Origin of the sequence: Chryseobacterium culicis (genome assembly GCF_002979755.1) — a bacterium.
Classification (GTDB): domain Bacteria; phylum Bacteroidota; class Bacteroidia; order Flavobacteriales; family Weeksellaceae; genus Chryseobacterium; species Chryseobacterium culicis_A.
Map to the genome: position 1 here is coordinate 885,208 of NZ_PCPP01000001.1, position 13,335 is coordinate 898,542.

Annotated in this window: 10 protein-coding genes; 5 read left to right on the forward strand and 5 right to left on the reverse strand. The window is 36.3% G+C overall.

Features of this window, described 5'->3' with window-relative positions:
• Positions 1-102 precede the first annotated feature (102 nt).
• The 5 genes from CQ022_RS04155 to CQ022_RS04175 all read left to right on the forward strand — a co-directional run bounded on the left by CQ022_RS04155 (position 103) and on the right by CQ022_RS04175 (position 5,679).
• Positions 103-969 carry an RNA polymerase sigma factor RpoD/SigA gene (locus CQ022_RS04155; RefSeq protein WP_002979276.1) on the forward strand — a complete coding sequence of 289 codons (867 nt, stop codon included), beginning with the start codon at positions 103-105 and terminating at the stop codon, positions 967-969.
• Positions 970-1,197: 228 nt separating this feature from the next.
• A complete protein-coding gene (locus CQ022_RS04160) occupies positions 1,198-1,779 on the forward strand; it encodes a hypothetical protein (RefSeq protein WP_105682218.1) in 582 nt (193 codons plus the stop codon).
• Between the two features lie 20 nt (positions 1,780-1,799).
• Positions 1,800-2,300, forward strand: a complete 501-nt coding sequence (locus CQ022_RS04165) for a GNAT family N-acetyltransferase (protein WP_105682217.1) — start codon at positions 1,800-1,802, stop codon at positions 2,298-2,300.
• 151 nt (positions 2,301-2,451) lie between these two features.
• Complete coding sequence (locus CQ022_RS04170) at positions 2,452-3,570, forward strand: FAD-dependent monooxygenase (RefSeq protein WP_105682216.1); 1,119 nt, start codon at positions 2,452-2,454, stop codon at positions 3,568-3,570.
• A 75-nt stretch (positions 3,571-3,645) separates the two neighbouring features.
• Positions 3,646-5,679: an alpha/beta hydrolase family protein gene (locus tag CQ022_RS04175; protein WP_105682215.1), complete on the forward strand. Its 2,034-nt coding sequence runs from the start codon at positions 3,646-3,648 to the stop codon at positions 5,677-5,679.
• Positions 5,680-6,028: 349 nt separating this feature from the next.
• Here CQ022_RS04175 and CQ022_RS04180 read toward each other — a convergent pair whose 3' ends face one another.
• The 5 genes from CQ022_RS04180 to kdsA all read right to left on the reverse strand — a co-directional run bounded on the left by CQ022_RS04180 (position 6,029) and on the right by kdsA (position 13,014).
• Positions 6,029-8,707, reverse strand: a complete 2,679-nt coding sequence (locus CQ022_RS04180; RefSeq protein WP_165791647.1) for a multicopper oxidase domain-containing protein — start codon at positions 8,705-8,707, stop codon at positions 6,029-6,031.
• A gap of 88 nt (positions 8,708-8,795) precedes the next feature.
• On the reverse strand, positions 8,796-9,269 hold the full coding sequence (locus CQ022_RS04185; protein WP_105682213.1) for a DUF3347 domain-containing protein: 474 nt from the start codon (positions 9,267-9,269) through the stop codon (positions 8,796-8,798).
• A gap of 121 nt (positions 9,270-9,390) precedes the next feature.
• Positions 9,391-9,771: an HYC_CC_PP family protein gene (locus tag CQ022_RS04190; RefSeq protein WP_228421615.1), complete on the reverse strand. Its 381-nt coding sequence runs from the start codon at positions 9,769-9,771 to the stop codon at positions 9,391-9,393.
• 152 nt (positions 9,772-9,923) lie between these two features.
• A complete protein-coding gene (locus CQ022_RS04195; protein ID WP_105682212.1) occupies positions 9,924-12,161 on the reverse strand; it encodes a TonB-dependent receptor plug domain-containing protein in 2,238 nt (745 codons plus the stop codon).
• A 43-nt stretch (positions 12,162-12,204) separates the two neighbouring features.
• On the reverse strand, positions 12,205-13,014 hold the full coding sequence (gene kdsA, locus CQ022_RS04200; protein WP_047385197.1) for a 3-deoxy-8-phosphooctulonate synthase: 810 nt from the start codon (positions 13,012-13,014) through the stop codon (positions 12,205-12,207).
• Between the last annotated feature and the right edge of the window lie 321 nt (positions 13,015-13,335).

Genomic DNA, 13,335 nt, shown 5'->3' on the forward strand with positions numbered 1-13,335 from the left:
TATTTTAACACGTTTCTTTTCACAAAAAAATAAAACTTGTGTAACCTTTTTACCTTTTCATACGTATATATTATAGTAACTCTTTTTTTGAGGATAAAATAAATGAGACAATTAAAAATCACTAAGCAGGTTACCAACAGGGAAACTGCTTCATTAGACAAGTATTTGCAGGAAATTGGTAAAGTGGAACTGATCACTGCGGACGAGGAAGTAGAATTGGCACAAAGAATACGTGCAGGCGACAGAGCCGCACTTGAGAAATTAATCAAAGCCAACCTTCGTTTCGTAGTTTCTGTATCTAAACAATACCAAAATCAAGGTCTTTCTTTACCCGATTTGATCAATGAAGGTAACTTAGGATTAATGAAAGCGGCAAAAAGGTACGATGAAACTAGAGGTTTCAAATTTATCTCTTATGCAGTATGGTGGATCCGTCAATCAATTTTACAGGCATTGGCTGAGCAGTCAAGAATTGTAAGATTACCATTGAACAAAATTGGTTCTATCAACAAAATCAATAAAGCATACGCTCACCTTGAGCAGGAAAATGAAAGACCACCTTCTCCGGAAGAATTGGCTGAAGTTCTTGACATGAGCGAGGAAGATATCAAAGAATCTATGAAAAACTCCGGAAGACACCTGTCTATGGATGCTCCTTTAGTAGAAGGTGAAGATTCTAATCTTTATGATGTATTACGTTCAGGAGAATCACCAAGTCCTGATAAAGATCTGATGCTTGAATCTCTACAAATTGAGATTGAAAGAGCATTGAATACTTTAACGCCGAGAGAGGCTGATTTGGTAAGATTATACTTCGGACTGAACGGAAAACACCCAATGACTTTAGAAGAAATTGGTGAAACTTTTGATCTTACAAGAGAGAGAGTTCGTCAGATCAAAGAAAAAGCAATTAAGAGACTAAAACACAATACCAGAAGCAAGATTCTTAAATCTTACCTGGGTAAATAATTTTAGCGTAAAAAAATTTATAGGCGGAGTCTGTTTTCAGGCTCCGTTTTTTTATTATCATTCATTAGTAAAACAAATTATTTATACGCTGTAGTATTATGGATGTAACATTTTTCACCGTTTGTTCAACTAATTAAAATCATATCCTTTCCTCATTTGCATTAAAATCTAAATGAGTAATTTTAGTTGTTGGGATAATGCTGATTTTCAACCAAAATAAAACATACTATGAAAAAAATACTTTTCGCCTCTATTCTGGCTTTATCTCTGCTTTCCTGCGGAGAAAACAAATCGCAAAATGACATCGTAGAAAAAGCTGCTGAAAACACAGAATCCAGTATTCCTATAAAACGACTAAGTAAAACTCAGGATATATTTAATGGCATCTATTATGAAAAAATCAAAAACGATAAAGAAATTAAAAAAGTAGATGAAAAAATATCTTTAATGCAAGAAGATGCTCATAAAATGCAAAGTATATATAGCAACATCATTTCTAATTCAGAAGATTACTATTTGATTGCAAAAAATGAGGCAAAATCTATTAATGATTCCATTTTAAGAAAAGAAATGATGAACCTCATCACAGAAAGTTCAGACAAGTATTATCTGAAAGTTCAAAAAATAAAAGAACTTAAGAGCAAGATTAATAGGAATAAACAAAGTATTTACAGTGTATATACTGCACTCAAAATCAGAAAAACCCTTCCTGAAATTGAAAAGTATCAAAACGCTCATCCACTGAAAACAGACAGTCTCAATCAATTCATCAATAAGCAGAATGCCTTGCTGGAAGAATTGAAAAATTAAAATAAACACCATTACGCATCATGAAATATACCACCCAATGGCTTACTGATAAAGCCCGTATCAAAGAACTCGTAGACTTTTTCATTACCCATAAGACAGATTCTTATATTTCCCATGGCGAAATGATGTCCGGCAGAGCTATTGATTCCCATCACTGGAATCCAGATCTTGAACTGATTCTTACCGAACAGCTGATTACTGATTTTAATTCTGATGGCAATTCTAAACTGAATATTTTAATTGCAGAAAACGAAAATGAGGAAATTGTGGGAATGATGGTTTTCAATGTGATCAACAGTCCTTTTAAAAAGTATGCAATTTTAGAGGATATGCTTCTGGATCAGTCTGTAAGAGGTCAATCTCTTGGAAGTACACTCCTGGAGAAAGCCATTCATGAATCTAAAAACTGGAACATCAGTTTTATTTTGCTGGAAAGCGGAGTCAACAATCACGGTGCTCACAATTTTTTCAGCAGATATGGTTTCAAAAAAGTATCAGAGAGTTATATTTTAACAATTTAAATTAGATGATGTAAAGAAGACATCTATTTCAATGGACAATTAACTGAGATTCTTCACTACATTCCATTTCTTTCAGAATGACATATCTAAGGCAAATGCCTCAAGCAATAGGCATCTTTCACAATGTATGTTTTCAAAAAAAATAAACCTTATGAACACCATTTCAATCATCGGAGCAGGAATCGGCGGACTTACCCTCGGAAATGTACTGAAACAGCATCAATATGATTTTACCATCTACGAATCTGCCCCAGAAATAAAACCTGTAGGCGCCGGAATTATGATGGCCGTCAATGCAATGCAGGTTTTTGACCGTTTGGGTTTAAAAGAAAAAATTGAAAATGCGGGTAATAAAATTCACAGAATTGTTATCGCTGATGAATCTCTGAGAACTATTTCAAAAACAGAAATTTTAGACCTGGAAACTCAGTACAACTCTTGCAATGTTGCTATTCACCGGGCAGAGCTTCAGAAAATTCTGGCAGAAAATTTAAATCCCGGTTCTATACATCTGAACCATTCATTACAAAAAATAAGAAAAGAGGAAAACTATATTTTAGATTTTGAAAATGGAAACCAGATTGAAAGTAGAATTGTTTTTGGAGCAGACGGCATAAAATCTCCTATCCGCAATCAGATTTTAAAAACAGGAACTATACGGAATTCCGGACAGAAATGCTGGCGTGGTCTGGTGGAATTCGACTTACCTGAGAAACACCATCAGGAAGCTTTTGAGATGTGGGGAAAAGGAAAACGGTTCGGTTTCGTAAAAATTTCTGATAAAAAAGTGTACTGGTACGCCTGCGTCAATGAGAAAAGTTTTGGCAGATATCAGGGAATTGCGGAGATTTTTCATGATTTTGATCCTTTGGTTTTACAACTTATTAAGGCTACGGCCAATGAAAATATTATTTGTAATACCATATCAGACCTCGCTCCTATTCCTCAATGGCATGCTGAAAACCTCTGCCTGATTGGAGATGCAGCCCACGCAACGACACCTAATATGGGACAGGGTGCCTGCCAGGCAATTGAAGATGCTTATATCATCGGAAAGCTGCTGGAAAAGAATACTGACTTCAATATGATTTTCGGAAAATTTCAAAATATCAGACGAAAGAAAGTAGATTATATTGTCAATACAAGCCGCAGTATCGGAAAGGTTTCTCAATGGGAAAGAGGAAATTCAATACGAAATTTTCTGATAGGACTGATTCCTGAAAGTATCAATCAAAAAATGGCAAAAAAAATTATAGAACTGGAAATGTAGAGTTTATAATCGTAAGAAAAGATAAAATTTTAAAAATTATATTCGATGTATTAATAACAACTAAAAATTAAAAACATGAAAAAAATCTTTTATGTATTGCTCTTACTGATAGGAGTTCATGTGGCACAAGCACAGGAGGTTCCGGTACTGGACAGGGGTTTATTTTTTGGTAACCCTGAAATTGCCGGAGGACAGTTGAGCCCGGATGGAAAATGGATTTCATTTATGAAAGAATATGGCGGTATCATGAATATATGGGTAAAAAAAATTGATGAGCCCTTTGAAAAAGCCCGTCCATTAACAGACAGTAAACGCCCAATGAGTGGCTACTTCTGGACAGAAGACGGAAAATACATTCTGTATGTAAAAGATAGTAATGGTGATGAAAACATGAATATTTTTGCAGTAGATCCTATGGCTAAAGCAAAGAATGGAGTTCCGGAATCAAGGAATTTAACTCCACTTAAGGAAGTAACTGCAAATATTTATCTGGCAAGCAGAAAAGATCCTGACTTGCTGATGATTGGACTGAATAATCGTGATAAAGCATGGCATGATTTATATTCATTGAAAATTTCTACAGGAGAACTGAAAAAGATCTACGAGAATACAGACCGTATCACAAGCTATAATTTTGACTGGGATGAAAAACTGAGAGTACTGTCGAAAACTGATGATAAAGGAACCACACAGTTCTTTTACAAAGAAGGAGATAAACTGACTCCTATTTACGAAACACTGGTAACGGAAAATGCTTATATCTCTAACTGGAATGAAGATAATTCTAAGTTTTATCTGGTGACCAATAAAGGAGATCTTGACAAGTCTACCTTATTCCTGATGGATCCCAAAACCAAACAAATCACCAAAGTAGAAAGCGACCCTAAAGATAAAGTAGATTTCGGAGGGCTTTTTCTGGACAGAAATACCAGAAAGATGATCTACACCTCTTACACCGGAGATAAAACAGAATATTACTGGAAAGATAAAACATGGGAGGAAAATTATAAATTTCTGCAAAGTAAGTTTCCTGGAAGAGAAGTTAATTTTTCAAGCTCTACCAATGATTATTCTAAATCCTTAGTTGCTGTTGGAGGTGCTCAATATGCTTCTGAAGCCTATTTCTTTGATGCAAAGACAAAACAGCTGATTTTCCAGTATACACCAAGAACAGAATTGAAAAAAGTTGAAAAATACCTGGCTGCAATGACTCCTATCAGCTATAAAAGCAGTGATGGTCTTGAAATTCCGGCTTATCTGACTTTACCTGTAGGTTCATCCGGCAAAAATGTTCCTGTAGTCGTATTGGTTCATGGAGGCCCGAAAGGACCAAGGGATTACTGGGGATATAACTCAACAGTACAGTTTCTGGCCAACAGAGGATATGCAGTATTACAGCCCAACTTCAGAGCAAGCGGCGGATATGGTAAAAAGTTCCAGAATGGCGGAGATCTTCAGTGGGGAAAACTGATGCAGGATGATATCACCTGGGGTGTTAAATACCTTATCGATCAGGGAATTGCAGACAAAAGCAAAGTAGTGATCATGGGAGGAAGCTACGGTGGATATGCAACACTGGCCGGTTTAGCATTCACTCCGGATGTATATGCTGCAGGAGTAGATATTGTAGGACCAAGTAACCTATTTACGTTACTGAATTCTGTTCCTGCTTATTGGGAGGCCGCACGTGCTTTCCTGTATGGTATGGTAGGTGATCCTAAGACAGAGGATGGTAAAAAACGTATGCATGATGCCAGTCCATTGTTCAGTGTAGATAAAATCAATAAACCCTTACTGATTGTTCAGGGAGCCAATGATCCGAGAGTAAAGCAGGCAGAAGCAGATCAGATTGTCATTGCTCTTCGCGATAAAGGTAAAAAGGTGAATTATATTTTGGCAGATGATGAAGGCCACGGATTCCGTAAACCTGTAAACAGCATGGCGATGTATGCTGAAACAGAGAAATTCCTTGCTGAAGTAATTGGAGGAAGATATCAGAAAGAGATGCCTGAAAATGTGGCAAAACGTCTGAAGGAAATGACGGTTGATATTTCAAAAGTAACATATACTCCGGCAAAAACTGAAAAAGCTACAGGAGCTTCTAAATAAAAGCACTTGTATCAATTATATAAAGCCATCTCGTGAAAATGAGGTGGTTTTTGTTTTTTAGCCAAAATCATGAATTTTAAAATTTGTACGAAAATATGTAAAACGCAAAGGTTTCACTTTTGAATAGTAAAATTTTAAGGGAGCAAAGCAAGAATCAATTTCATTGATTTTTCTAAGCGAATGTATTACTTAAGCTTCATCCGCAACAAAGTCGCCGCTCTTTGCCTCCTAAAATTAAACATTTCAATTATCTATTCTTTGCGTTAAAAAAAATCACCTATAACGAGTATTTACCTGACTAAAAAAGCTGCCTCAATGAGACAGCTTTTTGAATATAATTTAGTTTTATTTAATAAGTTAAGGTAACACCTGCACCCCAGCCCATTTCATTATCATAATTTCCGGAAAGGGATAGCCATTTCTGAACAATGTATCTCACCCCTGTTGAGAATTCACCATCTGAATTGACGCTGAAGTTTCCTCTCAGTCTTCTGGAAAGCGGTATATCTTCACGACTCAGCTCTAACAATACTTTCCCGTTTTGATCAACACTTGCATCAGCGGTAATCAACATTGGCAATACGTACTGCATACCCACCATAAATGCCAATCTGTTTTTTGAGGCTTTCTGCTGTCCGAACCAGGTCTTTTTGCCAAGGAAATCCATTCCCATATCTTCTGCCATCTGTCTCTCCATGATCTCGTGATTCTTTTGAACCCTGAATCCTGCATAAGGAAGTGCCCATTGGAATTTTCCTAAGAAGCGTCCTACTTTTGCACTTCCCTCGAAATGATCAAAATTCCAGTTGGAGTGAAACTCATTCAGGTTTGCCCATCTGGGTCCGAACATTGTCATGGTTTCTGCATGAATCTTATTGCTTGCTATATCCAGCATTGCCATTGAACTGGTCATTTTATTATCCTGAATAAAGTTTTTCCAGGCCAGTTTTCTATTGGGTAGCTGAGGATTAGGTTTTGAATTTTCATAACTGAAGATTCTTCCCATTCCTGCCATCATATGGTACAGGATATGACAGTGGAAGAACCAGTCACCATCCTGATTGGCTGCAAACTCAATGGTCACCGTTTCCATCGGCATAATATCCACTACATTTTTCAGTGGAGAATATTCTCCTTTTGCATTGATTAATCTGAAATCATGACCGTGAAGATGCATTGGGTGGCGCATCATAGAATTGTTATACATTTTAACTCTAAGAACTTCTCCTTTTTTGATCAGAATCTTATCCGTCTCCGTTACGGTTTTATTGTCCAGCGTCCACAGATAATGATTCATATTTCCTTCCAGTGTAAATTTCATTTCACGGAGGCTGTCTGTAGGAAGAATCGTTTTTTCCGGAGATTTTAAGATATTATAAGACAATCTTTTGATTGTTTTTTCTTCTTTCATATCCATTTCTGAATGTTGAGAATGATCCTCTTTTTTATCTTCTTTGGTTTTTATTCCCATCATCTCATTGATATGTTTTGCTGTAGTTTTTCTTTGATTTTCAGATAATTCCGGGTACATTACTTCATTCATATCCATCATCTGATTTCCCATCGTCATATTCATCGGTTTCATATTTCCGCTCATCTCCATCATGCCGTTCATCATTTTCATTCCTTCAAATAGCATCAGCCTTGGAAGGTTGGGAGCTTCCATCTTTTCGCCTGAACCCAGCCAAAGGGAAGCATGCCCTATCCTGTCCTCTGAAGTAGCTCTGAATTCAAAACTTTTATTTTCAGGAATGGTGACTTCTATGTCATACGTTTCAGAAACTCCTACAATCAGACGGTCAACCTCTACGGGTACCACATCATTACCGTCATTTCCTACTACTTTTATCTTTCCGCCTCCATAATTCAGCCAAAAATAAGTAGATGAACCTCCGTTGGCTACTCTGAGTCTCACTTTATCTCCAGCTTTTAAATTTGAATAACCCGAGCTGGGAACTCCGTTAATCAAAAATTTATCATAATAGACATCACTCACATCCATGGCTTCCATCCTCTTCCATTCATTCAGGGCTTTTGTTCCAAAATTTCCGGATTTAATGGCTTCCCAATAACTCTGTACTGCATTTTTCTTTACCGCATACCAGTCAGTATTGGCCATATGAAGTCTTCTTGCAATCTGCATCGGATCATCATCGCTCCAATCTCCCAGCAATACAGGAATTTCAGCATTGTATTCCGTTTTGGGTTCACCTTCTCTTTTTTTGAACACCAAAATACCATTCATTCCTATCTGCTCCTGAAGGGCTTCGTGAGAATGGTACCAATAGGTTCCGTTTTGAGAAACTGTGAATTTGTACAGATGGGTTTCTCCGGGTTTTACAGGTTTTGTCGTAAGGTAGGGAACTCCGTCATGTTCATTGGGAAGAATCACACCGTGCCAGTGAAGCCCTGTATTTTCCTTAAGCATATTGTGAAGATAAATCTCAGCGGTATCTCCTTCCGTAAAATATAAGGTTGGAGACTGGAGTTTACCGTTGATTGCAATTGCCCTTCTGTTTTTTCCGGTGAAATTGACAATGGTATCTTTTACATACAGATCATAACGAACTGTTTTTCCTCCGAAGGTAATTCTTCCATTTTCAGAATTTCTTTTTAAAACAGAACCTTCTGCCTTCGGTTTATCAGTATGTGAATGATCCTCTTTCTCCTCAAGTTCCATCCCGCATTTAGGACATTTTCCCGGCTTGTCTGAAACTACTTCCGGATGCATTGGACATGCATAACTATTTGCATTTTTATTATCTATTTTTTCGACTTTACCCTTATTTATTTTTGTTTCTGAGGGTTTTATTTTTGTTTCTGCTGTAGATTTCGCTTCCGGTTTCACCGCTGCTTTTGACTTTAGGGCAACAGTTTTCTTCTCTAGAGTCATTCCGCATTTCGGGCAGTCTCCAGGTTGAGAGGACACCACTTCTGGGTGCATCGGACAAGTATAAAGGTTTTTTGTTGTTTGAGCGAAAGTAAATACAGAGAACAAAAGTACCAGAAACATTATTATCTTTTTCATAATATTTCGAACTTTTAGAAGTCGCACAGCTTAAAGTTAATTATAATTTAAGCCATGCAACTTATTATTTTAAAGAATAGTACGGTAATTATTTAATTTCCGACTTTACACTTCCACATGAAAGCATAGACTTTCCGTAATAGGGATTAACGATCTGTTTTTCATCGCTTAGCCAGCTTCCGTCCGCCATTGGGCAATATTGAACGTATACTGGTTTATCAGAAAGTTTAAACTGCTTGGTTAAAGCAATCATATTGTCTGAAAGATTTAAAAAAGTTTCTCTTTGTGCAGCAACATTTCTTGCATCGGAAATAGCAGAAGCATCTTTTCTAAGAACATTGATATTTCCTTCAGAAACTACTTTATAATCAATCGTAGAAGCTGTTTTAATGAATTCTGTTGCAGCTTTTGAGGTTTTGTCGGCATCATCTGAAGCTAAAGCAGATTTGATCGCAATATAATTCTGGTACAGTTTAGAAACCTGAGCATCCTTTTTAGATTGTGCTGATAGTGAAATAACTGAGAATAAAGATAAGGCTGCTGTGATGATATATTTTTTCATTGTTTTAAATTTTAGAATTAATTTTTAATAAAGAATAAAGGGGAACGCATGTGTAAATGCGTCAGAACATGTTGCCTGTAACACTATAAAATATAATGATACCAAAAGCGACTGAATAATTCTAAATTCTAAAATTACAATGATTGATGTAGATAGGTACAGGCCGATATTCAGGCGGTCCATTGATCTGAATCTGAGTAAACTTGGTAGCAGAAAAAGACTTGTCAACCACAGTAAACTGGTGTTTCACCGGGATTTCTGAAACTGAACTTAAAAAATCAATGTTCAGAAGATCAGATTTCTGGGAATCATCTACTTTTACTAGTTTAATCTCTGTTTTGCAGCATCCTTTTTTCTCTTTAACACCGCATTTTGCACAGATATCATCTACTTTCTGGCTTACAGAAACCAATTCTTTCATACAATAATGAATGCTAAAAGCTGCTCCGGAAGAAAATCCGAAATAGAAAATAGAAAACAATATGGCAAGAATCTTTTTCATTGGTAAGACAAAGGTAAAAATATCTCTGAAACCGTTGTTATAGAATTTGGTAATGTTGTTATAAAATTCAGGAAAATGAAAAAGCTTCCGAAAATTTCCGAAAGCTTTTATTTATTCTTTGAGAGATTACAATCAACCTCATCTTTTAATTTTTATAGTTTGAATTCCAGTTTCACATTAAAGAAACGTCCTGTAAGACGTACGGGAACAGGATACATATAATTGGTATTATAATCTGTAATCCATTGATTGGCTACCGTATTATTGATGTTAAAGGCGTTGAAAACCTGAACACCTAATGTCAGCTCCTCAAAGTTACCCCAGAAACCTGATCTTTTATTTTTTTCTTTCGGATCAATGAATACTTTAGTCAATCCTAAATCTACTCTTTTATAGGCAGGAAGAGTCTGCTGGTAATTATAAGCAGAACCAAAGTCCGGCTGTCCGTTGCTATTAAACATTACAGGTGCTCCTGTAGGCAATCCCATAGCATAGACTAAAGTAAGATTCACACGCATAGACGGAAAACTTGGCATATAATCCTGATAGAACATAGCAAATCTCAATCTCTGATCCGTAGGTCTCGGAATATCTCCTCGTCCATCAATATTTTCATATACTCTGGCATAACTCGCAGATAACCATGAATCTACACCTGGTACAAATTCTCCGAATAATCTTGTATCAATACCGTAGGCATATCCTTTGGAATTATTCTGCCCTGAATAACGAATCCTTACATTATCCATATAATATGGAATCAGGTTATCCATTTTCTTATAATAAAGTTCTGTAGTCAGCTTAAAGGGTCTGTCATACATCTGGAACTCATAATCGTTGGCAAGAATTACCTGGATAGAACGCTGCGATTTTATATTAGAGTTAAAATTACCGTCTAAATCTTTGATCTCTTTATAGAAAGGAGACTGATAATAGATTCCCCCTGAAATTTTGAACAACATATCGCTGTCCCAATCCGGTTTAATGGCGAACTGAGCTCTTGGGGAGAATATTGTTTCTTTATTAAAACTCCAGTTGGCTACACGTACTCCCGCATTCACGAATACTTTACTGGCTCCCCAGTAGAACTTTTGAGAATACTGTGCATAGGCAGAAAGCCTTGTAGGCTCAATATTATTTTGTCCGGCAATATAGTAAGCAAGCTTAAGATCCCCTGTAGTTCCGGTTCTCGGATCAATTATTTCCGGTCTTGGAATACTGTATCCTGCTGCATCTACCAATTTCCATTCATTAGTAAGATCTTTCAGATTCTCTTTTTCATATTTAAATCCAAACTCAAAATCAGTATTTACATTAGGAGAAAATTTCGCTCTGAACTGTGTTCCGTATGTTCTTACAAATAAGTCATTTCTTGCATGCTCAATCTGACCTCCAACGTCAAAAGATGTCACAGGCTGCTGTGTCACAGGATCAAAGGTCTGTAATTCATACTGGGACTGTATTGTATAATATTCTCTTTCTCTGTTCTGATAGGCAAAGGCATCCAATGTAAGCTTCCATTTATCTGTCGGCTTATAGTTCATGGAAAATGTACCCATCATATTTTTATACTGGTCATTTTCTTTACCTCCATAGCCTATATTCACGGTAATAGGCTGTTGAAGACTTCCGAACGTAACACTTTTTGCTCTTGGAATCATCTCATAATCATTCTTGGAATAATATCCGATGAATGACATCGTGAATTTATCACTCACATGATAATTCAGATAAGACTGGAAATCCCAATACGTTGGGTTAAAATCTGTATCTTCTTTTAAGGTGTTAAGAACAAGATTGGTATTTCTGTATCTACCGGAAAATAAGGCTGTAAATTTTTTATTTTTAGAAGCCAGACCTGTTGTCAATCTACCTCCAATTAAACTGGCCTCTCCCGAAAGTTCAAATTTTTCAGGTTCACGGTAATAAATATTTAAAGCAGAAGACATTTTATCACCATACTTGGCTTCAAATCCACCTGCAGAAAAATTCACTGCAGAAACCATATCCGGATTGATAATACTCATTCCCTCCTGTTGAGAATTTCTGATCAGGAAAGGTCTGTAGATCTCAATATCATTAATGTAGATAAGGTTTTCGTCATAGTTTCCACCACGAACCATATATTGTGAAGACAGCTCGGTATTGGAGTTTACGGAAGGTAGTGTTTTAAGCAATCCTTCAATTCCTCCATTAATAGAAGCTACTGATTTCGCTTCTTTCGCTGAAATTCTTACGTTGGTAAGGTCATTGGTTCTTCCTGTTGCTTTTTTCTGGAAGACAACTTCCTCTATATCGGTTACTTTAGTGGTCGCTGTATCCTTTTTTCTTTGTTGGGAGAAAATCAGAAAAGGGACCATAAGGCTTAGCGGTAAAACTAGTTTTTTCAAAAGAAATGTTTTAGAATTTCTAAAATTAATGTTTTTTTAACAATTACAAAATTGATTCTCTAATTCTTGTCAATTTTTGTAACAAATCTTCTAATAAATCTAATCTTAACATGTTGGCACCATCAGATAAAGCCGTTTCCGGTGTAGGATGTGTTTCAATGAAGATTCCGTCTGCACCTACTGCAATTCCTGCTTTGGCAACAGTTTCAATAAGGTCCGGTCTTCCACCTGTAACCCCTGAATTCTGATTAGGCTGCTGCAGAGAGTGGGTAACATCTAAAATCACAGGAGCATATTCTCTCATGGTAGGAATTCCTCTGTAATCCACGATAAGGTCTGTATATCCGAAAGAATTTCCTCTTTCAATAATGGCTACTTTCTGGTTATCAGAATCAGTCACTTTCTGAACAGCAAATTTCATGGCTTCCGGTGAAAGGAACTGTCCTTTTTTCAGGGTAACACATTTTCCTGTTTTTGCTGCTGCGATTAATAAATCAGTTTGACGAACAAGGAATGCAGGAATCTGCAGAACATCTACATACTGTGCTGCCAGCGCTGCATGTTCATTTTCATGAATATCTGTTGTTGTAGGAATGTTGAACGTCTCTCCTACTTTTTTAAGGATTTCAAGAGATTTCTCTTCACCAATGGTTGTGAAAGAATCTACACGGCTTCTGTTAGCCTTTTTGAAGCTTCCTTTGAAAATATAAGGGATGTTATATTTATCTGTGATATTGATTACTTTTTCAGCAATTCTTAATGCCATATCTTCCCCCTCAATAATACAAGGTCCGGCAATAAGGAAAAAGTTCTTTGAATCTTTGTGCGAAATATTATCTAAATACTGAATCATTTTGTTGTAATTAAAAAGTTCAGTAAAAATACTGAGAAAGTTTCACAAATGGAAATTATTTGACTCTAAGAGTAATTAAAGATATCCTGCATCAATGCTGCAAAGAAAACTGTAATCAAAAATGAAGCAAGGAAAAAAGCAATGATATAAAAAAGATAGTTATTGATTTTAAACACTTTTCTCAATAATAAATGTATTCCAAAAAGCAAAGTATAATACCCGCTGAATGTAATAAAACCTTCCCATACACTTTCTGAATAATTAAGTGAAATCACTATCGAAATAATGGAAACAAGGATAAAGAAAAGGCTAAAAAACTTA

Coding starts and splice junctions, on each gene's coding strand:
- CQ022_RS04180 (WP_165791647.1), bottom strand. CDS start 8,707: ATGAAAAAGATAATAATGTTTCTGGTACTTTTGTTCTCTGTATTTACT.
- CQ022_RS04160 (WP_105682218.1), top strand. CDS start 1,198: ATGAAAAAAATACTTTTCGCCTCTATTCTGGCTTTATCTCTGCTTTCC.
- CQ022_RS04190 (WP_228421615.1), bottom strand. CDS start 9,771: ATGAAAAAGATTCTTGCCATATTGTTTTCTATTTTCTATTTCGGATTT.
- CQ022_RS04175 (WP_105682215.1), top strand. CDS start 3,646: ATGAAAAAAATCTTTTATGTATTGCTCTTACTGATAGGAGTTCATGTG.
- CQ022_RS04155 (WP_002979276.1), top strand. CDS start 103: ATGAGACAATTAAAAATCACTAAGCAGGTTACCAACAGGGAAACTGCT.
- CQ022_RS04185 (WP_105682213.1), bottom strand. CDS start 9,269: ATGAAAAAATATATCATCACAGCAGCCTTATCTTTATTCTCAGTTATT.
- CQ022_RS04165 (WP_105682217.1), top strand. CDS start 1,800: ATGAAATATACCACCCAATGGCTTACTGATAAAGCCCGTATCAAAGAA.
- kdsA (WP_047385197.1), bottom strand. CDS start 13,014: ATGATTCAGTATTTAGATAATATTTCGCACAAAGATTCAAAGAACTTT.
- CQ022_RS04170 (WP_105682216.1), top strand. CDS start 2,452: ATGAACACCATTTCAATCATCGGAGCAGGAATCGGCGGACTTACCCTC.